The organism is Serratia proteamaculans (assembly GCF_008830365.1).
GTDB classification, from domain to species: Bacteria; Pseudomonadota; Gammaproteobacteria; order Enterobacterales; family Enterobacteriaceae; genus Serratia; species Serratia proteamaculans.
Genome location: NZ_WBKI01000001.1, coordinates 801,851 through 826,347, shown reverse-complemented (window position 1 = coordinate 826,347; position 24,497 = coordinate 801,851). Strand labels below are relative to the sequence as shown.

19 protein-coding genes are annotated in these 24,497 nt (G+C 55.2%); 11 read left to right on the top strand and 8 right to left on the bottom strand.

Going from position 1 to position 24,497, the window contains the following annotated elements; all coding sequences use genetic code 11:
* Positions 1–389: 389 nt before the first annotated feature.
* The 3 genes from F8R23_RS03925 to F8R23_RS03915 are packed head-to-tail and all read left to right on the top strand — an operon-like array spanning position 390 to position 4,437.
* Positions 390–863 carry a (2Fe-2S)-binding protein gene (locus tag F8R23_RS03925; RefSeq protein ID WP_129934610.1) on the top strand — a complete coding sequence of 158 codons (474 nt, stop codon included), beginning with the start codon at positions 390–392 and terminating at the stop codon, positions 861–863.
* Positions 860–3,139, top strand: a complete 2,280-nt coding sequence (locus F8R23_RS03920; RefSeq protein WP_151415297.1) for a xanthine dehydrogenase family protein molybdopterin-binding subunit — start codon at positions 860–862, stop codon at positions 3,137–3,139. The genes F8R23_RS03925 and F8R23_RS03920 overlap by 4 nt, the downstream gene beginning before the upstream one ends.
* Positions 3,139–4,437, top strand: coding sequence for a c-type cytochrome (locus tag F8R23_RS03915; RefSeq protein ID WP_151415296.1), 1,299 nt, complete (start codon positions 3,139–3,141; stop codon positions 4,435–4,437). The genes F8R23_RS03920 and F8R23_RS03915 overlap by 1 nt, the downstream gene beginning before the upstream one ends.
* A gap of 260 nt (positions 4,438–4,697) precedes the next feature.
* Here F8R23_RS03915 and F8R23_RS03910 read toward each other — a convergent pair whose 3' ends face one another.
* Complete coding sequence (locus F8R23_RS03910; protein WP_129934613.1) at positions 4,698–5,603, bottom strand: DMT family transporter; 906 nt, start codon at positions 5,601–5,603, stop codon at positions 4,698–4,700.
* A 129-nt stretch (positions 5,604–5,732) separates the two neighbouring features.
* Between F8R23_RS03910 and F8R23_RS03905 the strand changes: the two genes are divergently transcribed.
* A complete protein-coding gene (locus F8R23_RS03905) occupies positions 5,733–6,302 on the top strand; it encodes a helix-turn-helix domain-containing protein (RefSeq protein WP_151415295.1) in 570 nt (189 codons plus the stop codon).
* Between the two features lie 52 nt (positions 6,303–6,354).
* On the opposite strand, the gene F8R23_RS03900 is transcribed toward F8R23_RS03905, so the two are convergent.
* The gene (locus tag F8R23_RS03900) at positions 6,355–6,918 is read right to left on the bottom strand and encodes a GNAT family N-acetyltransferase (protein ID WP_129938165.1); all 564 of its coding nucleotides are present in this window, start codon (positions 6,916–6,918) and stop codon (positions 6,355–6,357) included.
* A gap of 197 nt (positions 6,919–7,115) precedes the next feature.
* Between F8R23_RS03900 and F8R23_RS03895 the strand changes: the two genes are divergently transcribed.
* Entirely contained in the window at positions 7,116–9,062 is a 1,947-nt protein-coding gene (locus tag F8R23_RS03895; RefSeq protein ID WP_151415294.1) for a DUF3857 domain-containing protein, read from the top strand.
* 47 nt (positions 9,063–9,109) lie between these two features.
* Here the strand turns inward: F8R23_RS03895 and ggt are convergent, their stop codons facing one another.
* Positions 9,110–10,783: a gamma-glutamyltransferase gene (gene ggt / locus F8R23_RS03890; RefSeq protein WP_151415293.1), complete on the bottom strand. Its 1,674-nt coding sequence runs from the start codon at positions 10,781–10,783 to the stop codon at positions 9,110–9,112.
* Between the two features lie 152 nt (positions 10,784–10,935).
* Positions 10,936–11,799, bottom strand: a complete 864-nt coding sequence (locus F8R23_RS03885) for a LysR family transcriptional regulator (RefSeq protein ID WP_151415292.1) — start codon at positions 11,797–11,799, stop codon at positions 10,936–10,938.
* Between the two features lie 148 nt (positions 11,800–11,947).
* On the opposite strand from F8R23_RS03885, the gene F8R23_RS03880 reads away from it, so the two are divergent.
* Positions 11,948–13,075, top strand: coding sequence for an agmatine deiminase family protein (locus F8R23_RS03880; RefSeq protein ID WP_151415291.1), 1,128 nt, complete (start codon positions 11,948–11,950; stop codon positions 13,073–13,075).
* A gap of 54 nt (positions 13,076–13,129) precedes the next feature.
* Here the strand turns inward: F8R23_RS03880 and F8R23_RS03875 are convergent, their stop codons facing one another.
* The 3 genes from F8R23_RS03875 to F8R23_RS03865 form a co-directional block, all read right to left on the bottom strand.
* Positions 13,130–14,314: a hypothetical protein gene (locus tag F8R23_RS03875; protein WP_151415290.1), complete on the bottom strand. Its 1,185-nt coding sequence runs from the start codon at positions 14,312–14,314 to the stop codon at positions 13,130–13,132.
* Between the two features lie 354 nt (positions 14,315–14,668).
* Positions 14,669–14,872: a hypothetical protein gene (locus F8R23_RS03870; RefSeq protein WP_129938162.1), complete on the bottom strand. Its 204-nt coding sequence runs from the start codon at positions 14,870–14,872 to the stop codon at positions 14,669–14,671.
* Positions 14,873–14,960: 88 nt separating this feature from the next.
* Positions 14,961–15,656, bottom strand: a complete 696-nt coding sequence (locus tag F8R23_RS03865; protein ID WP_129938161.1) for a TetR/AcrR family transcriptional regulator — start codon at positions 15,654–15,656, stop codon at positions 14,961–14,963.
* A 43-nt stretch (positions 15,657–15,699) separates the two neighbouring features.
* Between F8R23_RS03865 and F8R23_RS03860 the strand changes: the two genes are divergently transcribed.
* The 5 genes from F8R23_RS03860 to F8R23_RS03840 all read left to right on the top strand — a co-directional run bounded on the left by F8R23_RS03860 (position 15,700) and on the right by F8R23_RS03840 (position 23,690).
* Positions 15,700–17,214: an MDR family MFS transporter gene (locus F8R23_RS03860; protein WP_151415289.1), complete on the top strand. Its 1,515-nt coding sequence runs from the start codon at positions 15,700–15,702 to the stop codon at positions 17,212–17,214.
* Between the two features lie 147 nt (positions 17,215–17,361).
* Positions 17,362–18,516: an efflux RND transporter periplasmic adaptor subunit gene (locus F8R23_RS03855; protein ID WP_129938159.1), complete on the top strand. Its 1,155-nt coding sequence runs from the start codon at positions 17,362–17,364 to the stop codon at positions 18,514–18,516.
* A gap of 2 nt (positions 18,517–18,518) precedes the next feature.
* Complete coding sequence (locus F8R23_RS03850; RefSeq protein ID WP_129934625.1) at positions 18,519–21,674, top strand: efflux RND transporter permease subunit; 3,156 nt, start codon at positions 18,519–18,521, stop codon at positions 21,672–21,674.
* A 1-nt stretch (position 21,675) separates the two neighbouring features.
* A complete protein-coding gene (locus tag F8R23_RS03845; protein WP_151415288.1) occupies positions 21,676–23,130 on the top strand; it encodes an efflux transporter outer membrane subunit in 1,455 nt (484 codons plus the stop codon).
* A 182-nt stretch (positions 23,131–23,312) separates the two neighbouring features.
* Positions 23,313–23,690 carry a DUF1493 family protein gene (locus tag F8R23_RS03840; RefSeq protein ID WP_129934627.1) on the top strand — a complete coding sequence of 126 codons (378 nt, stop codon included), beginning with the start codon at positions 23,313–23,315 and terminating at the stop codon, positions 23,688–23,690.
* 86 nt (positions 23,691–23,776) lie between these two features.
* On the opposite strand, the gene F8R23_RS03835 is transcribed toward F8R23_RS03840, so the two are convergent.
* Positions 23,777–24,346, bottom strand: coding sequence for a DJ-1/PfpI family protein (locus F8R23_RS03835; RefSeq protein WP_112349858.1), 570 nt, complete (start codon positions 24,344–24,346; stop codon positions 23,777–23,779).
* Positions 24,347–24,497: the final 151 nt, after the last annotated feature.

Sequence of the window (24,497 nt, the reverse complement as noted above, 5' to 3'; positions counted from 1 at the left end):
GCTATCAAAGCGGTTTTCCGCAGGCGGTTTTGCGACAGATATCACGCTGGAGGATGTTAAAAAAAGGTGTTACCGGTAATGTGACCGACGGAGTAAAACCGGTAACAGGCAGTCGTAACATGCGGGCTCGAGGGGAATAAACAGGCGCTTTATTTAGCCGTATTTGACGGAGATCAAACGGTAATTTTTTAGCCTGGGAGGGGTGTTTGCCAAGAGTATTATGAATATCTATCAGAAATTTATAATAAATACCCATTTTTCGGTAAAGCAATTGATGCTACATCACCTTAACATTGCTAAGTCTTTTAATGATTATAATTAGCATGCTGCGAATAATTCATCGCAGTGATATTACGGAGAAATCCGTTTGGTTAAGGATATATTTCACCATGGAAATTAAAATAAACGGCCGGATGGTCGCACTCGACGACGTTTCGCCCGAGACGCCTTTACTGTACGTATTACGCAATGATCTGGGCCTCAACGGCCCCAAATATGGTTGTGGTCTGGGGGAGTGCGGTGCCTGTACGGTACTGATCGACGGCGTTGCCGCTCGTTCCTGTTCTATCCCACTGAGCGGTGCCATCAATAAATCTATTACCACGCTGGAAGGGCTCAGCGAAGCGGGGCAACTGCACCCGGTTCAACAGGGCTTTATCGATGAGCAAGCCGCGCAGTGCGGTTATTGCACCAACGGTATGATCATGACGCTGGTTGCGCTGTTTGAGCGCAATCCGCAGGCCGATGAACAACAGATCAAAAATGAACTGGCCTATAACCTGTGCCGCTGCGGCACCCATATTGAGATTTTGCGGGCCGCCGCCAAAGCCCGACAGCTGTTGGCCGAAAGGGGGCAGTCATGAGCCGCCTGGAACTCACCCGACGCCGCCTGTTACAGGCAGGGGGATTGGTGATGGTCAGCAGTCTGCTGCCGGTTTCACTCAATGCCTTTGCCGATACGCCTGCTGCCGTGGGCGACCTGCCGCTGGATCGTGTGGACAGCTTTATTGGCCTGACCGCCGACGGTCGGGTTACTGCCTTTAATGGCCATGTGGATCTCGGTACCGGTATTCGCACTGCATTGGCACAGATTGTTGCCGATGAAATCAGCGTGCCCTTTGACCATGTCACGGTCATTCTGGGGGATACCCAGCGCACGCCGGATCAGGGGCCGACCATCGCCAGTGCCACTATTCAGGTAACCTCAATTCCGCTGCGTCAGGCGGCGGCGCAGGTGCGGCAGTTGTTGCTGGGGCTGGCCGCACGCGCCTTCGCGCTACCGGTAGACAGGTTACGGGCCGAGAATGGCCGGGTATTTTCAGCGGACAAACCCCATGTCAGCCTGAGTTATGGCGACCTGGCCAACGGGCAAAACTTGCAGGTTGCGCTGGATAAAACGGTCAAGCTGAAAAGCGTGGCGGACAGCCGCTATGTTGGTAAGGCCGTGCCGCGGGTAGATATCCCCGCCAAGGTTACCGGTCAACTGACTTATGTACACGATCTGCGGCTACCGGGCATGCTGCATGGCAGAGTGGTGCGCCCGCCTTATACCGGCGCGGACAGCAGTGCGCCCCTGGGCAGTGGACTGCTGTCGGTGGACCGAGCTTCTATCTCTCATCTGCCGGGCATCGTGAAACTGGTGGTGATTAACGATTTTATCGGCATCGTTGCTGAGCGTGAAGAGCAGGCGATCGCAGCCATGCGGCAATTGAAGACCGTATGGCGTCCCTGGACCGGGCTGCCGGATCTTTCGGTGCAGGGATTGCAGGCGGCGCTGGCGGCTAACCCGAAAAGCGATCGCGTACTGCGCGATGATGCGGGCGTCGATGCCGCGCTGGCTTCGCTGCACACCGAAGTCAATGCCGATTACGTCTGGCCTTATCATCAGCATGCCTCCATTGGCCCTTCCTGTGCGGTGGCCGATGTCACCAGTGAGCACGCAGAAATCTGGTCGGGTACGCAAAACCCTCATGACCTGCGCAAAGACATTGCCCATTTGCTCGATCGACAGCCTGAGCTGGTGCATATCAATCGCATGGAGGCCTCCGGCTGTTACGGTCGCAACTGTGCCGATGACGTGTCGGCAGACGCCGCGCTGTTATCGCAGGCCGCCGGCAAACCGGTCAGAGTGCAGTTAATGCGTGAGCAAGAGTCGGGTTGGGAACCCAAGGGCACCGGGCAGTTGATGCGGGTGCGCGGTGGGTTGGATCAGCACCGGCAGGTGGCGGCCTACGAGCTGAAAACCAGCTATCCCTCCAATAACGCCGTGACATTGTCACTGGTGTTGACCGGTAAGGTGACCAATCGGGCCGATGTGCAGCAGATGGGCGACAGAACCGCCATTCCTCAGTACGAATATCCGAATATGCGGGTGATTTGCCAGGATGCTGCGCCGATCGTGCGGGCTTCGTGGATGCGCGGGGTTTCGGCGTTGCCCAATGTGTTTGCTCACGAATCGTGGATTGATGAGCTGGCGTGGCACGCCGGGCAGGATCCGATCGCCTTCCGCCTGCAATATCTGAAAGACCCGCGCGCCGTGGCGTTGATCAACGCATTGAAAAAACAGGCCGGTTGGCAGGATGGCCCGGCGCATCGCAACCCGGCAACGGGCGAACAGGCGTGGGTAAGTGGCCGTGGCTTTGCCTATGCCCGTTACTTCCACAGCAAATTCCCGGGGTTCGGCGCGGCCTGGGCAGCCTGGGTGTGTGACCTTAGCGTTAACCGCCACAGCGGCCAGATCAAACTCGACAAAATCTTCGTGGCACATGACTGCGGACGCATCATCAACCCGGCCGGGGTTCGTCATCAGGTGCATGGCAATATCCTCCAGTCCGCCAGTCGGGTGCTGAAGGAGTTTGTCACCTTTGATGCGTCAGCGGTGACGTCACTGGACTGGGGTGGCTATCCGATCCTGCGTTTTGACGAATTGCCACAGGTGGATGTGCAACTGCTTGACTACCCGGATGAGCCGTCGATGGGCGCGGGGGAATCGGCCTCGGTACCGAGTGCAGCAGCAATCGCCAATGCATTATTCGACGCGCTGGGTGTGCGACTGCGGGAAGTGCCATTCACCCCGGAGCAGGTGCTGAAGGCGTTAAAACAGCAGGCTTCCACCAACGCAGAAAGGGATAAGTCATAATGGGCAAGTTAAAGAAAGTCGCCGGATGGAGCAGCCTGGCGGTCATCGCCGTTGTGGTCGCCGGTGTGATTGTCAGTTGGCAGCCGGAAATTGCGCCACGCGATGCGAACGAGACCCACGTTTTTAGTCAGCAACAGATCGCCCGTGGCAAAATGCTGGCCGACCTCGGCGATTGTTCGGTTTGCCATACCCGGCCAGGCGGTAAACGCGATACTGGCGGGTTGGCGATGGAGATCCCGTTTGGCACTATCTACACCACCAACATTACGCCAGATAACGAAACCGGCATTGGCAAATGGTCCTATGCTGCCTTTGAACGGGCGATGCGTCATGGGGTGGATCGCGAAGGGCATTATCTCTACCCGGCCTTCCCCTATACCGCCTTTACCCGTACCAGTGACGAAGATTTGCAGGCGTTGTACGCCTATCTGATGTCGCAGCCGGCGGTGAGCTACCAGCCGCCGGTCACCGCGCTGAGTTTTCCGTTTAACATTCGCCAGGGCATAGTGACCTGGAACTGGCTATTCCTGACGCCGGGCGCGATGAAAACGGATCCTGAGCAAAGTGCCGAGTGGAGCCGGGGGGCCTATCTGACCGAAGGTCTTGGGCATTGCAGCGCCTGCCATTCACCGCGCAATCTGATGTTTGGCGAAAAAGGCGGCACTGCGCATTTGAACGGCGGCGTGGCAGAGGCCTGGACGGCACCGTCACTCACCGGCAGTTCTTTGGCCCCGCTGGACTGGTCCCGGCAGGATTTGCTCAGCTTTATGCGCAGCGGGTATTCGGCCAATCATGGTGTCGCGGCGGGGCCGATGGCACCGGTGATCGAAGAGGGGCTTTCACGCCTGCCGGAACAAGACTTGCAGGCCATCGCCACCTATCTCCGCAGCTACCACCCGGCGCAAGCCAAGGTGGCGCAGGCGCAGCGGTTGAATGACTGGGCCGAATTAAAGACCGAGCCGTTAACCACCGAGGGGGCACGTATTTTCTCCGGGGCCTGTATGGCTTGCCATGCTCAGGAAAAGGGCGCGCAAATGGCCGGGATCAGACCTTCGCTGGCGCTGAACACCAATCTGTTTGCCGATACGCCAGACAACGCCATTCGGGTGGTACTGGACGGTATTCAGCAACCGGCCAATATCAATCTGGGTTATATGCCGGCATTCCGTCATAACCTGAATGATGGGCAGATAGCGGCGTTGCTTAACTACCTGCGGCAAAACTATGCGGGGAAAGCACCGTGGCCCGACCTGCAAGAGCAGATCAGTCATATACGCAGTGAGACTGAGGACAGGTAGGGTTCTAAAATTGTCGGGGGCCATTACAGGCCCCCGATTTAGTTAATCACGCACAGCTCATTCCAGTAACTGAAACGGACGCGCTGTTTCAGCCGGTTACTCCACACATAAAGCGTCATCGTTGATTCCTCCGCCGTGTCTGACTCAATAAATAACAGCTATTGTCGGCCAGGGCGAATACGTTAATTTGCTGAGCTTTTGATATTTTCGGGATAACCCTGCCGCAGATGTATCAGTGATAAGGAGGATCTTTAAGGCATTTAGATCCCGTCCGCAGGATGGGGAGTTTTCTTCGCGCGCATCAAGCGCCAGCCAAAGTTCATTCCCGCTGCAGCCAGCAAGATCGCGGCAGCGCCCAACAGCTGCAGCAGGCTCAGGCGGTGACCGAACACCCTCCAGTCGACAATAATTGCTACCAACGGATAGATGAAGGACAAGGCACCCACCAGGCTGGTAGGGATTTTCTGGATCGCACTGTACAGCAGTGAGGACATTAACCCGGTATGTACCAGACCCAGGGTCGCCAGCAGCAACCAGACATTTGCCGTTGATGGCAGAGAGCCCAGATCGGCGAAGGGAGCCAACAGCAGCGCACCAACGGAGAGCTGGATCAACACAATCAGATGCGGCGGCACTGCTTTCAATTGTTTGACGATCGCCGCCGCAACCGCATACATAAAAGCGGCGCCCAGCGCCAGTAATACGCCGGTGAAGTAATGGGAACTGGCGTCGCCGGCATTTTGCTTGCCGGTGATGATCAACAACATACCGACAAAGGCCAATAACAACCAGCCGAGCTTGGTCGCCGTCAGTTTTTCACCAAAAAACAGCACCCCGAGCCCGACCAACATAAAGGGCTGAACGTGGTAGGTGACCGTAGCCACGGCGATAGAGGCGTAGGAATAAGCAGCGAACAGCAGCGTCCAGTTCAACACCAGCGCGATGCCACCCAGCACCGCTATCGCGGCCAGTCGTCGGGTCAGCAGGCCTTTTTTCAGCAGGCCGAGCAGGGCACAAACCACCAACATTGCCAGCGCACCAAACGCACAACGCCAGAAAACTACCGTGGTGGCCGGCTGCCCCAGCATCACTACCGGCCAACCCACGGTGCCGGAAATGACCATGGCGAGGGTCATCTGCATGACGCCACTGGTTTTTACCTTCATATCCCTTCTCCCTGATGGCGCTCAGCGCTTGCCGATTGAAGTGGTTACCATTAAAATGAACAACTGAACATTATGATGAACACCTCGTGGGCGTTCGTCAAGTCGAACAAATGGATGATATGGTGAACAATGAGCGATGACATCTGCAATACTGCCACGCCGATCGGCCTGCTTTCGACCGCCATTCGCCGAGAGCGTGAGCGGTTGGGGTTATCGGTCACCGAACTGGCCCGACGGGCCGGGATAGCCAAATCAACGCTTTCACAGCTTGAAACCGGTAACGGTAACCCTAGCCTGGAAACGCTGTGGGCATTGGCGATGGCGCTGGATGTATCGGTCAGCCGGTTAATTTCCCAGCCGCGACAGCACGTTCAGGTGATCCGCGCTAACGAAGGGGTCACTACCGTTTCCGAACACGCCAATTACGCCGCCACCTTATTGGCGACGTGTCCGCCGGGAGCCCAGCGCGATATTTACCGTTTGAGTGTTCAACCGGGCGAAACGCGCATCTCGCGGCCGCATATGCCGGGGACCATTGAGCACGTGATTATCAGCAGTGGCAGGGCGCTAGTGGGACCGAAAGACCAGGCGGTAGAGTTGAGCCCGGGGGATTACATCAGTTACTCCGCCGATCGGGAGCACATTTTCGAAGCCCTGGCAGCGGATACCACGGCGGTGATGCTGATAGAGCAAGGCTAGCTCAATCGTCACGCAGCGAGATTGTTCCCTCTCCTTTGGGAGAGGGACAGTTTCAGGAACATGATGGTTCTGTGTAGAAGGTCATCTTTTCGTAATGGTCGTTAAGCAAACTCACCTCGGCCGTGACGTTAAATCCCAGCGTTTGATACATGCTACCCAGATAGGCTTTGCTCTTGTCGGCCAGCAAGCCTACCTTTTGAAAACCCTGTTTCTTGGCTTCAAGAGTGACCTGTTTAACCAGCCGTTTAGCGATTCCCTTTCCCCGGCACTCCGGCAGCACCGCCAGTGAATCAATGTAGATTTCATCGGGATCAGATTCATTTTCCATTTCCATTTCAAGCGGACGTTCCGAGATGGGTTGGAAACTGGACTCATCTTCGCCCCGGAAGTAGAGGATGCAGCCAAGGATGCGGCTGTTACTGCGTGCCACAAAGATATTCTTGTAGCTGAAGTAGATATCCTCACGACCGAAGTTTATTTCATACTGACGCAGAGCATCATCAATATCATCTTTACCGGAAAGGGCCAGTACGGCATTTTTATCTGCCAGGGTTATCAGCCTTACAATTTCTGCGGCATCCGTTTTTTTCGCTTTTTCGATAATGATATTGTCCAAGAATAGCCTTCCTTTTGAAGCGTGGTCTTTGGCGTGTTTAAACTTGCTGTCCCGAATGATACATCGGATCCTGTCAGTGGAACCGGTGTTTTATTGAAAACACTTCTCATTTACACTACTGTACCTGCCTGTTGCGACGGTGGTCTGCGCCTGATTAAGGCCACCCTTATGGTTAAATAAACCTTCAAGGATTGAAGATGCAAATCGCTATCCCCTCAATATTGCTACTCGCCGGCCTGACGGCAGCACAACCGACCATGTTGCTGGCCGCTGACACCCCCACGACGGCTAGCGCGCAGGAAGCCGCCGTGCGCAATGATTTTAGCTTTGTGCGTTACCGCGCCGATTATCAAGTGCGGGCCAATGCCAGTAATGTGAAAACCGAGAGCTATGAAGTTCTGCTTAAAACCAAAGCCGCCGTCGAGAAATTTAGCCAAATCCGCCTGAGTTACAGCGAGAAAATGGAAACGCTCGAGGTGGTCTCAGCCTATACGCTGACGGCCGATGGACAGCGCCATGACGTGGCACCCGATCGTATCTATACCCAGGAGAGTTACTCCAGCGCCTCGGCGCCGCTGTATGCCGATCGCAAGGTGCGGGTTATCGTGTTCTCCAACCTGGCACCGGGATCTCGCGTGGTGTATGAGCTGCGCCGCACGCAAAATACTCCGTATTTCCCGGACTACTTCGGCCTGTGGGAAACCTTTAGCGTATTCGACCAATTTGATGGCGCGGAAGTTAACTTACATGCACCGGCTGACTTGCCGATGCATGTTTTTACCCGGGGAGTTGAGGGCGGTAATACGCCGCAGGTCCGCGACGGTCAGGCGCATTGGCGCTGGCGTTATCAACGCAGCGAGCCGCTGAAAGCACAGAACTGGTCGGCCAACAGTTGGACATTCAGTCCAACCATCATGGCCAGTACCTATCGTGAATGGCCACAGCTGGCCAAAGCCTACCAATTGAAAGCCGGCGAAGCGACGAAAGTCACCCCGGCGATCCAAACGCTGGCAGATCAAATCACCAATGGTATCAGCGATCGCCGTGAACAGACGGCGGCTCTCTACCGTTGGGTGGCACAGAATATTCGTTACGTTGCCGTGTATTTGGGTAACGGCGGGCTGGAACCGAATTCGGCGCAGAGCATCCTTGATAACCATTACGGTGACTGCAAGGATCACGTGGTTCTGCTGGAGGCGTTGTTAGCCGCCAAGGGCATTGTCAGTTCACCGGTGCTGATTGGCATGGATGAAGGGCCGGTTCTGCCGACGGTACCGCTGTTGGGCCGTTTTAACCATGTCATTACCTATGTGCCGGAGTTCAAGCTGTATCTGGATTCCACCAATCCCTGGGCCCGTTTTGGTCAACTGCCGGGAGCCGATCTTGGGGCGCCGGTGTTGCTCACTCGCGAAGCAAAATTGGCGCGTACCCCAGACAATGATGAACTGCGCAATAACACCTCACTCCGCGTGGATTTCGAATTTGATAAATCGGGCAACATGCACGGACAAACCGAACGTAACTTGGGTGAGGTGGATGAGATCGACCTGAGAGGGTATTTTTCCCAAATCAATCAGCAGAATCAGGCGCGGGTTGAAGAAACCATCATGGCCTCTTCCGGCATTGATGGGCGTGGGAAAATTGTGATGCAAGGCGATCCCCTCAATCTCAAAAAGCAGTTTGGTTACAGCTATCGTTTCAAGGCCGAGGACTATGTCGATTTTAGCGTGGTAGGGGGCATGACTGTGCCAACTCCGCCCGGTGGCAAGTCTTTCCGAACGCTTTATTCAACTACTTCAGCGCCGACCAACGAGACGCCGTTTTATTGTACCGCACAGCGCTACGATGAAACCTATCGCCTGCAATTGCCTGCCGGGGTGCCGATTATCGCCATTCCCAAGAACCAAAAATTCAGCAATGCGGCCGGTCAATACCAGGTGGAATGGCAACTCAAGGGGCAGCAGGTGGTCGTCAACCATCGGTTGCAGATGAATGCCATTCGCGGCAAGGACGCGCTCTGCCAGCCACAGGATTATCCGGCATTCCGCGAGCTGTTCCAACAGGTACGTCGCGGTTTCCGTGGGCAGGTGGTCTATGGTGAATTGACTCAAGGGGCCGTTAAGGCGGCCACTGCTGCGAGGTAATAAAGCCAACCGGGCGGACTTACTGTGAAGCCGCCCGGTTTTTATCGTTACTTTTTCACCACCAATCCCACGCCGCGGCCGCGAGGATCAGACGCCGTCTCTGGCGTATCGCCGTCGACGCGGATCACCTGAATATCCCCCATGTACCAGCCCTGATCTTCTAGCTTATAGCCCATCGCTTTCAACTGTTCGGCCACTTTGCCGGTCAGCGGGGCAAAGCCATCGTAGAAGATGGTGTCTTTCGGCAGCAGTTGGTGATGAACGCGCTGGGCGGCCACCGCTTTGTCCAATGGCAACTGATAATCATAGATATTATTTATCACCTGGAAAATCGAGGTGAAAATGCGCGATCCGCCGGGAGTGCCGATCACCAGACTGACGTTACCGTCGCGGGTGATAATGGTCGGGCTCATGGAAGAGAGCATGCGTTTGCCCGGCTCAATGGCATTGGCGTCGCTACCGACCACGCCGAAGGCGTTGGCCACACCCGGTTTGGCGCTGAAGTCGTCCATTTCATCATTCAGCAGGAAGCCGGCGCCTTTCACCACCACGCCGCTGCCGAAGTCCCAGTTCAGCGTGTAGGTGTTGCTGACGGCGTTGCCCTGGGCGTCAACAATCGAGAAATGGGTAGTTTGGTGCGACTCCAGGCCCGGCCGTACTTTTTCTGTCGGTGAAATGGCCGTCGGGTTGATTTCCGCCGCGCGTTTTTGCAGGTAGTCCGGGGCGATTAACTGGGCAACCGGGACTTTGGCGAAGTCCGGGTCGCCGAGATAATCGGCACGATCGGCAAATACGCGTTTTTCAATTTCCGACAGCAGGTGAATATAACGCGCCGAGTTTAGCTCCACTCCTTTGAAATCGGCAGCACGATCCTCTTTGATGCCCAGTAACTGAGCCAGCGCGATGCCGCCAGAACTGGGCAGCGGGGCGGTGTAAAGGGTGTTGCCACGCCAGGAAATCTGCATCGGATCGCGCCATTTCACCCGGTAGTCCGTCAGGTCCGCCTGGGTGATCAGGCCGCCATCATGCTGCATTTGGGCCACCAGCAGTTTGGCCGTTTCCCCCTGATAGAAATCGTCCGCGCCTTTATTGGCGATACGCTCCAGCGTTTTGGCCAGCTCCGGCTGTTTAAACACCGCGCCGGGTTTCATGCTGCCAAAATAATCGCCGAAGTTGGTTTGACCGGCGAACAGCTTGTTGGCGTCTTCACGGTACTGATATTGCTGATCGGCCACCTTAAAGCCCTGCTGCGCGTAACCGATCGCCGGGGTCAGCAACTCGGCCCAAGGCAATTTACCGAAACGTTTGTGCGCTTCCCACAGGCCGAGTACCGTGCCTGGCACGCCGGCCGCTTTGGTGCCCACCAGACTGAGGTTTTCAATTACCTCGCCTTTATCGTTCAGGTACATGGTTTTGGTGGCGGCTTTGGGGGCGATTTCCCGGTAATCGAGGAAGTAGGGCTTGCCGTCAACGTACAGCGTCATAAAACCGCCGCCGCCAATGTTACCGGCTTCGGGATAGGTCACCGCCAGAGTAAAAGCGGTAGCGACTGCCGCATCGACCGCGTTGCCGCCGGCCTGCAAAATTTGTGCGGCCACTTTGGCGCCGTATTGGTCCGGTGCTGCCACGGCACCGGCGTTGAGATTTGCGGCCCAGGCTGAAGGGCTGAGGGTGGCAATCGCCACGCTGAGTACTAAGGTTTTCAATAAGCCAGAATGCATAGCGGTTCCTTTTCGAATTGAACGATGACAGGTGAATTCAATTTCAACAATCACTTAGCGCCATTCTATGAGGTTTTAAGGGCGCCTGATTGAAGGTAGCACCGCTCAATCCGACCTGCTTTATCTGCCGCCTGGATCCGTGAGCTGGAACGTTAAATTGGCGGCGGCAATTGAGTTAGCAACCACTCACAAAACTGCCGAGTATGCGGGCTGTTTTCACTGTCACGATGGACAAGCCAGGCCCAGTTAGGGCCGCGCACGCTTTGTTCCGTCAGCGGTTGCAATCCCCCTTTTGCCAACGCCTGCTGTGCCAGCAATTGGCTGACCAGCGCGATGCCCAGACCATCGCAGGCGGCGTCCAATAACAGGCCCGGGTCTGAGAAATTCAGCCCGTGACTGCTTTGCCCCACATTGACGCCGCCCTGAACGGCCCAATGGCTCCAGTCCATCTCACGTTCGCCGTGCAGAGTGGTTCGTTGCTCAGCCTCCAGTTTCAGTAAGTCAGGATGACCAGCCGGATAGAGTCGGTCCTGATGTAATACCCGGAGGCTGCATTCGGCTTGTGCGCTGAGATCGTCACGGATCGCCAGATCGACGGTTTCCGTCGCCATATCCGGGGGATCAAAGCTGGTGAACAACCAAAGATCGATATCCGGGTGCAGCCGATGAAAGCTTTTCAGGTTCGGCACCAGCCAGTGGCGGGCAAACGCCGGAGTGGTATTGACGATCAGTTGGTTGGGTTTGCGGTATTGATCCAGGCGGCGGATGCCGACCGCCAGTTGTTGCATCATCACCTGGGCGGTGCTGTACAGATCGTGCCCGGCGTCGGTCAGGCTGACGCTGCGGCCGCTGCGGAAAAACAACGGTTGTTCCAGATAGGCTTCCAGGCTGCGTATTTGCTGACTGATCGCCGACTGGGTGAGGTGCAACTCATCGGCGGCCTGGTGGAAACTGCCCAGGCGGGCAGCGGCTTCAAACCCACGTAACGCGTTCATCGGCGGCCAGTGTTTTAGCATTATTGATAAGCCTATCTAATCAGGTGTCTGCTAAATGTATCCTTTGTTATGGCCGCATTGGAAGCTTTAACATGTATCACATCGAAATCACGCCGTCTTTCACTGAACAGAATATCTTATCTCAATGACGACAATACAGGAGCAAAACATGTCAACGCGTCGTGAATTTATTAAGCAGGCATCCCTGATTGCCGGCATGAGCCTGACGGCATCCATGGGGCTGACGTTACCCGCCCACGCAGCGCAGGCCGGGCGCGGAGAAGGCTGGCGCATGCCGGATGAAGGCGAGGAGCAACAACGCGCGTTTATCGCCTTCGGGGCCCAGCGGGCTATTTGGGCTGATTATACTTCGGGTGTGCAGAGTGCCCTGGGACGGATCGCTCGCGCCATCGCTCAATATCAGCCGTTAACGGTATTCTGCCGGGAGAGCGAGCGTCGGTTGGCAGAGGAGAAATGCGGCAGCCACAATGTGACCTATATCGTTACCGAACTCGATGATATTTGGATGCGTGATATTGGCGCCAATTTTGTCATCAACGATACGGGCAAACTGGGGGCAGTGGACTTTAATTTTAACGGCTGGGGCAACAAACAGCAGCACACCTATGATGCGCGTCTGGCAGCGTTTGAAGCTAATCATTACGGCGTCGCCAATATACGGCGCAGTGGACTGGTAGGCGAAGGCGGCGGCATAGAAGTGGATGGTTATGGCACCGGAATCATGACCGAGAGCAGTTGGGTCAACAATAACCGCAACCCAGGCTGGAGTCGTGACCGGGTAGAACAAGAGTTGAAAGAGATGCTTGGCCTGCGCAAAATCATCTGGCTACCGGGGATTAAAGGTAAGGATATTACCGATGCCCACGTCGATTTCTATGCCCGTTTTGCCAGCCCGGGAGTGTTGGTGGCCAATATGGACACCGATCCCGACTCTTACGACCATAAAGTCACCCAGGTGCATTTGGCGATCCTTAAACAAGCGACCGATGCCGATGGCCGCAAGCTACAGGTGCACACCATGTCGCCCCCGATGGAACCGCGTCGCAGCCGTTTCAGCAAGGGGAATCCGGATTTTGCGGCGGGATACATCAATTACTTTGTGATCAACGGTGCAGTCATCGCCCCCGAGTTTGGCGACCCGGAGGCAGATGCTGAAGCGTTGCGGTTATTAAACGGGCTTTATCCGGATCGTGAAGTGGTGCAATTGGATATTGATGCCATCGCCGCTGGCGGCGGCGGTATTCACTGCGTCACCAACCAACTGCCGGCCGTTTAAACCCGGTAATGGGGCCCAGGGGCGTGCATAACATCCCTGGGTGATAGCCTCCTGTCACGGAGCCAAAAGCACTCCCCACATAAAGTCATACTGCTTCGAACCAATAAGTACATTCTGGATTGGTTCTCCTGTTGGGTTATAGGGGAGCATTGCTGTGGTTTGCGAGGTGGGTTTCCCCTCTTTCCCGAAAGAAGCGTAGGCGTGGCAGGCAATGCAGGATGATGCGGATATTGTTCCGTTGCCGACCACGCCTTCAATCACCGAGTTACCTAAAGCGCTGGGAATGCCATTACTGGCGGCATAGTCAACCTGACTGCCTTTCAGACAGTAGGAGCGCCAAACGGACGAAAGATTTTTTTCCTTCATCAGCTGCGCCAGGGCGGTGCTGATTCTGCAGGCTCCATACTGTTTGTTGGCGGCGTTGCGGTTGGGTTGTACCACGGGGTCGGTGGAGCCAAAACTGTCGCTACATCCGATGCTGTCGCAGCGACCAGGATTTAAAAAATGTTCGAAACTTGCCCAGACCCAGTTCGGGTTTTGCCGACTACTGACGTGCATTGAAACCAGAGCATATTCGGTACCATTGTCTGTAGTGATGTAATAGTTATCACGAATAAACTTCTCGGTGGTGTAGGGGATCCATTGCAATACGGTTTTAACCGGTACCCAGTCGGTTTTGACCGATAAAGACTCTTTTGGCATGACTAACGCGCTAAAAGCACTGTTGGCAAAAGCTTTTGCCAACCCGGCCCGCGTATTCAGGTTGTTATTGACGATGTAGTCGAATTGCGGTTTGTTCCTTTTGGTTTCTTCCGCGACACAAGGGGTTGGCGTCCCACTAGTTGGAAAGCCTGCGACTGCGGCATTTCCCGGTTTAGCACAGGGCACATCCAACGTGGCAGCCAATGAATGACCACTTTTGAGCGCCTGTAGCAGGCTGGCGTGCAGCTTAGGTCGTGCGTCAGGGGCCGGCCATTGCGGCGTTGAGGTAAAGGTGTCACTGTCGGAGGCCCAGGTTTCGAATTCTACCTTCGAGGGGGTCGTTGCCGATGGGGATACCAGATCAACGAATTGCCGCCACATAAACTCATCGGAATTCTGTTGCGTACCATCAACGGGGCCTGCACCGGAAGAAACGGTGACGGTAATATCGTTGCTGCTTGCTGACAGAGCGGATAATGGTGAGCTTGCTGCAGCAATCGCCATACCTATGACTGCCATTGGTAAATATTTTCTCATGCTACCTCCAAGATTTGGGTTTTCAGTGATGTAATGTCTTTAAAATCATTAAACATCCGTGATGTGGAAAACCCTGGGGTAGATGGTAATGTATTGTTATTATAGTATTTTATTGGTTAGCTTGGAAAGTAATGCAATGTGGTGATTTTGGTTTTAATTATTGGTAACGAAAATCTTAATATGAACTTAATATTATGGTGTAAAAGCTGATTTTTGCATTAAAAATAAATAAATAATATTCAATTCGGGTGGTTAATCTGCCAGTTATAATTAATGGTTTGCCTGCAGGCTCGGTCATCAAACTAATTATTCATATAACCAATTATATTATCAAAAGCATTTTACCCAAAAAGGTTATTCAACGTCTTTTAGTTTCAAAACATACTTTTTCCAGAAGTGGCTGGAAAAGAAGGCATAAAGCAGGGTGACAATGATTGAAGCAAGGCAGGCATTAAACAAAGAACCGGGGAAGTTAAACTCCCTGATATGGGTTATCAAATAGACGGTAAAAGAGACGCCCGCGACCAGCTTTAATCTTTTGAGCCTTTCCTGCTTCATAGCTAAACCCTTTATCCTAAAGAGGTGAGGTCATAATCTCTCATTTCTCCGACCGAACGTAAAATCATTAATGCCCGTTTTCAATACCTCAGCGCTTTGGTCCCAGGCCGTGGGTCAGCAGCGTAATGGCATGGCGGGCGATGACATCGGCGCTCAATGGGTTGCTGTCATCACGCTGCCATTTGGGCGCGGTGGCCAACGGCAGCAACGTCATGCCAAACAGGGTGATAAACAATAATGAGGGCTCCAGCCCGGCATGCAGTTTACCTTCCGCTTGCCAACGGATGATCGATTGCAGTGCACCTTTGCGCTGGGTGTCGCCAAAACGCTCGTTCATTCGCTGCTTCAATACACCGTTATCACTCATCACCTCACGCAACCACAGCGGGGGAAACCACGGGTGCTCGCTGGAGATATCAATAAACCGCTGCGCCAGTTGGGTAATGGCAGCCACGGGATCGTCCGCATTGGCGTCAAAAACGCTGCTGGCAGCGAGCCTCACCGGTAGAAAACGTTCGTCGATCAATACATCCAGCAACTGTTCACGGTTGTGAAAGTAGTAGTGCAGCATGGCTGGAGTGACACCGGCCTCACGGGCGATGGCGTTCAACGACGTATCGGCAATGCCTTGACGGGCAAACATATTAAGCGCCGTGTTGAGCAGGTGCTCGCGTTTTTCTGCGCCATTAGCGCTGCCGCTAGGGCGACCGGGGCGGCGCGGTTTTTGAACGTTTTGTGCTGTCATCGCGGTGAGATCCATTGACCGAAGAAATGAATAACTCATATATTAATTACTCGATTAATTAATTACAAGCAGGCTCAGCTAAATGGGTATTGATAATCTGGCGGGCAACGAAGATAACGGCAGGGCATCTGAACAGGCACCCTCGATCCGTTTGCTGTTCTCCGCACTGCTGCTGGTGATGCTGCTGGCGGCGCTCGATCAGACCATTGTCTCCACCGCGCTGCCAACCATCGTTGGCGAATTCGGTAGCCTGGAGAATCTGTCGTGGGTAGTGACGGCCTATCTGTTGGCATCAACCATTGTGGTGCCACTGTATGGCAAGTTTGGCGATCTGTTCGGTCGCAAGATCGTGCTGCAGATCGCCATTGTGGTGTTTTTACTCGGCTCGGTGTTATGCGGGCTGGCGCAGAACATGACACAGTTAATCCTGATGCGTGCGCTGCAGGGACTGGGTGGCGGTGGGTTACTGGTGGTGACCATGGCGGTGGTCGGTGATGTTATTCCACCGGCCGATCGCGGGCGCTATCAGGGGCTGTTTGGCGGGGTGTTTGGTCTGGCGACGGTAGTCGGCCCGCTGATCGGTGGGGTACTGGTACAGCATTTCTCCTGGCGTTGGATCTTCTATATCAACCTGCCGCTTGGGATCTTCGCGCTGTTGGTGATCGGTGCGGTGTTCCAGTCCAAGGTTAACCGGGTGAAGCACGAAATTGACTTTCTGGGTGCCAGTTATCTGGCTGCCGCGTTGACCTGCATCATCCTGTTTACCAGCCAGGGCGGTACGGTGATGGCCTGGTCGGACGGTCAACTGTGGTGCATTCTGGCCTTTGGCCTGGTGTCGTTGGGCGGTTTTATCTACGAAGAACGGTTGGCGAGCGAGCCGATCATTCCGCTAGGGTTGTTCCGCAACCGCACCTTTGTGCTCTGTGCGCTGATCGGTTTTATCGTTGGCATGTCGCTGTTTGGTTCGGTGACCTTCCTGCCGCTGTATTTGCAGGTGGTGAAGGACTCAACGCCGACCCAGGCCGGGATGCAACTGCTGCCGCTGATGGGAGGGATCATGCTCAGTTCGATCGTCAGCGGTCGGTTAATCAGCAAGCGCGGTAAATACCGTATTTTCCCTATTATTGGCACCCTGTGTGCACTGGCGGGGATGGTATTGTTGGGGACGCTGAAAAACTCGACCCCGGTGCATTTGCTGTATCTCTACATCAGCCTGCTGGGGTTGGGACTGGGTATGGTAATGCAGGTGATGATCCTGGCGGCGCAAAATAGCGTTGAGCCAAAACATATGGGGGTCGCGACCTCCAGCGCCACGTTGTTCCGCTCGATAGGCGGTTCCATCGGCGTGGCGGTGTTCGGCGCGATCTTTACCAATGTACTGCACAGCCGCCTGACCACCTTGCTGCCGGAAGGTGCGGAGCTGCCTCGTTCACTGGGCGCCGATGCCGTACACCATCTGCCTGCGGAACTGCAACACGACTATTTACAGGCCTTCGGTGGGGCGATCCACTCGGTGTATCAGATTGCGGCTGGGGTGATGGCGCTGGCCTTCGCCCTGACCTGGTTGTTGAAAGATGTGCCTCTGCGCAAGAAATAACCCCTGAGCCGGTACGTTAAAGGCAGGCGTACCGGTTTCCCCATGCTCCGCGATGCACTTTTACTCAATCCTTACGTAACCCTGTCAGACTAAAAACATCGCTTTCTATATATTGAGAATAACCGTTCTCAATAGGATAGAAAGTTGATGCAAAGGAAAAAGGTTTTACTGGTCAGCCTGTCGCTGTTGCTGGCCGCCTGTGATGGCCAAACCGGTAGTGCACCTACCGGGGCAGGCAGCGTACAGGAGGTGGGTGTGGCAACGCTGCAGCCGCAAGCGGTCACGCTGAGCAGTGACCTGACTGGCCGGGTAAACGCCACCATGACCTCAGATGTTCGTCCGCAGGTGGAGGGCATCATCAAAAAACGCCTGTTTACCGAAGGTGCGGAGGTCAAAGCCGGTCAGGTGTTGTATCAAATCGACCCCGCGACCTACCAGGCCAGTTACGATCAGGCCGCCGCCCAGTTGAAAAGCGCCCAGGCCACGGTCAATTCAAGCCGCCTGAAAGCCCAGCGCTATGCCGCGCTGGTGAAAGAGAATGGCGTCTCCAAACAGGATGCGGATGACGCCATGGCGACCTATCTGGAAGCGATAGCCGCCGTCGCGCAATATCAGGCCGCGCTGGAAACCACTAAAATCAATCTCGCCTATACCCAGGTGCGCGCGCCGATTTCCGGCCGTATCGGTATTTCTTCGGTCACGCCGGGGGCGCTGGTGACCGCCAGCCAGACTGATGCACTGGCAACCATTCGCGCACTTGATCCGGTCTATGTCGATCTCACCCAGTCCAGCAGCCAACTGCTTAAGCTGCGTAAACAACAGGCTTCATTGCAACGTGACGATGTCACGCCAGTGACGATCAAACTCGAGGACGGTACGCCCTATACCCACCCCGGTAAGCTGGAACTGACGGAAGTGTCGGTGGACGAGTCTACCGGTTCTGTCACGCTGCGCGCCGTGTTCCCTAACCCTGAGCATGAATTACTGCCGGGGATGTATGTGCACGCCAGAGTAGACAACGGCGTCGATCCCAAAGGGATTCTGGCACCGCAGCAGGGTATTACCCGCAATGCCAAGGGCGAAGCGACCGCACTGGTGGTTAACGCGCAAAACAAGGTGGAGCAACGCATGGTCACCACCGAGCAGGTTATCGGCAGCAACTGGTTGGTCAGTAAAGGCTTGAATGCCGGCGATCGGTTAATCGTCGAAGGCACCAATAAAGTGGCTGCCGGCGTTGAGGTCAAGGCGGTTGAGGTGAAAAAAACGGCGGATAGCGCCGCAGCTAGCGGCGGGGAGCAGTAACCATGGCGCAGTTCTTTATTCGCCGCCCGGTGTTTGCCTGGGTAATTGCGATCATCATCATGCTGTGCGGCCTGATGTCGATCAACTCGCTGCCCATTTCTCAATATCCGGACGTCTCGCCACCGCAGATTTCCATTTCCGCCACCTATCCGGGGGCCGATGCAGAGACTCTGGAAAACAGCGTCACCCAGGTGATTGAGCAGCAACTGACCGGCCTGGACGGGCTACTTTATTTCTCGGCGACCAGCAGCTCTGACGGTTCGGTGAGCATCAATGTCACTTTTGATCAGGGCACTGACCCGGACATCGCTCAGGTACAGGTGCAGAACAAGGTGCAGCAGGCGGAAAGCCGTTTGCCGACCGAGGTGACGGCGCAAGGGGTGACGGTCAAGAAATCCCAGAGCAGCTTCTTGCTGATCGTCGGGTTGTATGACGAAACCGACAAGGCCAGCATGGCGGACATATCCGACTATCTGGTGAGTAATATTCAGGATCCGCTGTCGCGCATCGACGGTGTCGGTGATGTACAGGTGTTCGGGTCAGAATACGCGATGCGCATCTGGCTGAACCCGACCAAACTGGCGTCCTATTCACTGATGCCGTCCGATGTCGAAACGGCTATTGAGGCGCAAAATACCCAGGTTTCTGCCGGTAAGGTCGGCGATTTGCCGTCTGGAGCCGATCAGCAATTGACCGCCACAGTGAAGGCGCAGTCGCGACTGCAAACGCCGGAGCAGTTCCGTAATATCATCCTTAAAAGTGACAGCAGCGGTGCCCTGGTGCGACTGGGTGATGTGGCGCGGGTTGAGCTGGGCAATGAGGATTACTCCTCCAGTGCCCGCTTGAATGGCCATCCGGCATCAGGTATTGCGGTCAAGCTGGCCGCCGGGGCCAATGCGCTCAATACCGCCAAACTGGTCAAGGCCAAGGTGGCGGAATATCAAAGCTCGATGCCAAACGGATACAAGGTGGCCTATCCGAAAGACAGCACCGACTTTATTAATATCTCGATCGAAGAAGTGGTGAAAACGCTGGTCGAGGCGGTGGTGTTGGTGGTGATTGTGATGTTTGTGTTCCTGCAGAATTTGCGCACCACGCTGATCCCGACCATTACCGTGCCGGTGGTGCTGCTGGGGACCTTTGGCGTACTCGCTGCCTTCGGCTACTCGATCAACACCCTGACGCTATTTGGCATGGTGCTGGCGATCGGGTTGTTGGTGGATGATGCCATCGTGGTGGTGGAGAACGTCGAACGTGTGATGCGGGAAGAGAAACTGCCACCGCGTGAAGCGACGGAAAAGTCGATGAAGGAGATCACCGGCGCACTGGTGGGCATTGCCATGGTGCTGTCGGCGGTGTTTCTGCCGATGGCGTTTTTTGGTGGCTCCACCGGGGTGATATACCGCCAGTTCTCGGTGACTATCGTCGCTTCTATGGTGCTGTCGGTGATCCTGGCGTTGACGCTGGCACCGGCGCTGTGTGCCACTTTGCTGAAACCCGCACATGAGGAACTGACCAACAAAGGCCTGTTGGGCAAATTTAACCGTGGCTATAACCGCCTGCAGGAGAAGTATGCCGACAAGGTTGGCCGGGTGATCCACAGTCCAATGCGTTATCTGTTGCTGTACGGCCTGTTGCTGATTGCCGCCGCCGTGATGTACATGCGGCTGCCGACCGGCTTCTTGCCCAATGAAGATCAGGGTGTGGTGATGGTGCAGTACACGCTGCCGGCCGGGGCGACCAATGCCCGTACCTCTGCGGTCAGCGACGAGGTGAAGGATTACTTCCTCAACGACGAGAAGGCCAACGTCAGCACTATCTTCACCATTAACGGTTTTGGTTTCAGTGGCAGCGGACAAAACGCCGGTATGGCCTTCGTCAGTCTGAAAGACTGGAGTCTCCGCGCCGGCAGTGCCAATACCGCCGATGCGATAGCCAAACGTGCGATGGCGCACTTCGCCAAGATCCGCGACGCCCAGGTGTTCTCGATGAGCCCACCGGCGATTGATGGCTTTGGTCAATCCGATGGTTTCACCTTCGAACTGCAGGCCAAAGGGGCGACCACCCGTGCGCAATTGCAGGTGATGCGTGACCAGATTATCGCGGCGGCGGGAAAAAATTCGAGCCTGAGTGCGGTGCGGGCCAATACCTTACCTGACACCCCGCAACTGCAGGTGGAGATCGACAATGACAAACTGCAGGCGTTGGGGCTGAGTGCCAGCGACGTCAGCAGTACTCTCACCAGCGCCTTCGGCAGTACCTACGTCAACGACTTTATTGACCGTAACCGGGTTAAAAAAGTCTATATGCAGGGTGATGTGGAATACCGTTCAAAGCCGGAAGATCTCGATAAATGGTTTGTGCGAGGGACCTCCAGTACCACCACGACCAGCATGACACCGTTTTCGGCCTTTGCCTCGTCCCACTGGATCTACGGGCCGGAAAACTTGTCACGCTACAACGGTCTGTCATCGTTTGAGATCACCGGTGAGGGCGCGCCCGGTACCAGTTCCGGTACGGCGATGGATGAGATGGAAAAACTGGCGGCGAAATTCTCCTCTGTCAGCAGCTTCTCCTGGAGCGGGTTGTCTTATCAGGAGCGCTTGACCAGCGGGCAGGCAGCCTCACTGTATGCCATTTCACTGGTGGTGGTGTTCCTGTGCCTGGCCGCACTGTATGAGAGTTGGTCAATACCGTTTGCGGTGATGATGGTGGTGCCGATGGGCGTGGTCGGCTCGCTGTTGGCGATCACCCTCCGCGGACTGGAAAACGATATTTACTTCCAGGTGGCGCTGTTAACCATCATCGGCCTGTCGGCCAAGAACGCCATCCTGATCGTTGAATTCGCCGAAGAGAAATACCAGCGGGGCGAAACGCTGATCGCCGCAGCGGTCGAGGCATCCCGTATGCGTCTGCGCCCGATTCTGATGACCTCCCTGGCGTTTAGCGCCGGCGTGTTGCCGCTGGCGGTGTCCAGCGGCGCCGGAGCCAACAGTCGTATCGCCATCGGTACCGGGATCATTGGTGGCACCATCACGGCAACGTTACTGGCGATCTTCTTTGTTCCTTTGTTCTACGTCTTGGTACGCCGGATGTTTTCACGCAAAACCGCCGCCGCCAAACCGACAGAAAATACGGCGCCACAGGCAGGAGAATAATGTGCTGCAACGTTTAATTACTCTGACATTTCCGTTATTGCTGACGGGATGTCTCTCACTGGATCCGGACTATCAGCGCCCACAGGCACCGGTTCCCACCACCATGCCACAGGGGGCAGCTTATGCTGCACCCTCCGGTAAATTGTCATTGAGTTACCCGGATATTCCCTGGCACGACTATGTGGTCGACGCCAAACTGCGGCAGGTGGTAGAGATGGGGCTGAGCAGCAGTCGAGATCTGCGTGAAGCCATTGCCAATATTGAATCGGCGCGGGCGCTTTACGGCGAGCAGCGCTCCGATTTGTTCCCGACCATTAACGCCGGTGTGGACGGCAGCCGTGGGCGGGCACTAACCGGTAACGGTAACGCCACCGCGATCAGCCAGAGCTACGAAGCCACGGCCGGCACCAGTGCATTTGAGCTGGATTTGTTCGGCAAGAACCGTAGCCTGTCACGATCGACCTTTGAAACCTATCTGGCAGAGTCGGAGGCGGCCAAAAGCACTCGCCTGACGTTGATCGCCGATATCGTCACCGACTGGGTGAACGTGGCCGCCGAACGCAGCAACCTGGCCGCCGCCAAAAGCACCATGGACAGCGCCAAATTGTCGCTGGACGTGACGCGCAAAAATCAGCAAAACGGCATTTTGTCGATGGTCGATGTGGCTTCGGCGGACACGGTATATCAGCAGGCGCGTTCGGACGTAGCCAGCTACACCACCAGCGTGGCGCAGGCGAAAAACGCGCTGGATCTGGTAGTGGGGCAAAGCGTGCCGGAGAGCCTGTTACCCACGGATATCGCCGCGCTTTCCGGTATCATGAAAGACCTGCCGGCAAATGTATCCTCGCAGGTGCTGCTGAACCGGCCGGACGTGCTGGAAGCCGAACATAACCTGAAGGCGGCCAACGCTAACATCGGCTCCGCCCGTGCAGCGTTCTTCCCGTCGATTAGCCTGACCGCCAGTGGCGGAATAGGCAGCGGGGAACTGTCATCGCTGTTCAGTAAGGGGGCCGGCGTCTGGTCGTTTGCACCGAGCATTAGCCTGCCCATTTTCACCGGCGGCTATAACACCGCTCAGTTGAACTACACCAAGGCGCAGAAAGACCTTTACGTCGCCACCTACGAGAAAGCGGTGCAGACGGCGTTTCAGGAAACCGCCGACGCATTGGCGCGCAAAGGGACTATTCAGGAACAGCTCGCGGCGCAAACTGGCTATGTGGCGGCCTCGCAGGAGTATTACCGTCTGGCGGAACTGCGTTATCGCCATGGGGTGGATACTTATCTGGTGATGCTGGACGCGCAACGAACGCTGTATACCGCCCGGCAGTCGTTGATTACCACCCAACAAACCGAGTATCAAAACCTGATTACGCTGTATAAGGTGCTGGGTGGCGGTATTACGGCAGAGAAGCAGGGCGATGGTGTTATTGCCAATAATAGCTCCCTTACCCAATAAAATTGACCACGAGTAATCATCTTATTACGCAGGGTGGTGACAACACTCTGCGTATTTTTATATTCATTCCGTGGTGAAATTGTAAAGAAAAGGAAAATAACCACCGGTGGCAGAACTCGCCATCTGAAGCAGGGTCTGAATGTTATCGCATCATTCCCGCGGCCAAATACATTGAGGTTAAAATGGATAGTGATATTCAGCAACAGGTTATTTCGGTGGTTGATAAATATAATGTGCCCGGTCTCCTTAAAAAGGGGGTAGACGTAACGCTTGAAACAGAAATAAACAAAGAGCTAAATCTGTCTTTACCCAGCTCGGAGACGCTGATGCGCGTCTACTTCGATCTCTTCCGAATTGACAGCAGTAATTACAATCATGAGCTGTATTTCCGTCAGGAGGCAAAGTCGACGTTATTATTCTCATCTTCAAACCGGCGTGGCAATTACTGGGATCTTGAGATGGAAAGGGTCCGACCGCTGTATGTTTATATGCTGGTGCGATCTGCACGCGCCAAGCGTTGGCTCTATGACATCCATTTTCTGATTGAACAATTAAAGTAAAACTGGGGTGTTGGCGGAATAATTAACCCATGGACAGACAAAGTAAAATATTGGCCCGCAGCTTGATTGCGGGCCTTTTAATGGCGTTATTCAGCCAGCAGTTCGGCAAATTTCGCCAGCCATTGCGGGTGTGCTGGCCACGCCGGGGCGGTGACCAGATTGCCATCGACGTGGGCCTGATCGATACCGATGTCGGCAAAGTGCCCGCCCGCCAATTGTACTTCGGGGGCGCAGGCCGGGTAGGCGCTGCAGGTTCTGCCTTTCAATATACCGGCGGCGGCCAGCAGCTGTGGACCGTGACAGACGGCGGCGATTGGCTTGCGTGCCACGTCAAAGGCCTGCACCAGCTTGATGACCTGTGGGTTGAGGCGTAAATACTCGGGCGCTCTGCCGCCGGGGATCAACAGGGCGTCATAGTCTTCTTCTTTTGCCGCCGCAAAGTCTGCGTTGAGGGTGAAGCGGTGGCCGGGTTTCTCGCTGTAGGTCTGCGCGCCATCAAAATCATGGATGGCGGTCATGATGTAGTCACCTTTGACCTTATCAGGGCACACTGCATCCACCTGGTGGCCAATCATTTGCAATGCCTGGAACGGCACCATGGTTTCATAATCTTCGGCATAATCGCCGACCAACATCAGGATCTTTTTCTTGCTCATCAGGGGCTCTCCGGAGGGGAAATGATCCCTAACATATAGTCGATCGGGCGGTGGAACGCGAACCTGTACGCTGGTATGACCTGGTCTATACTTTTCATTGCCGTGGCTTTTTCGCCTCAGGCTGTTCAGGGAGAGCAACCTCAGCGAGGTA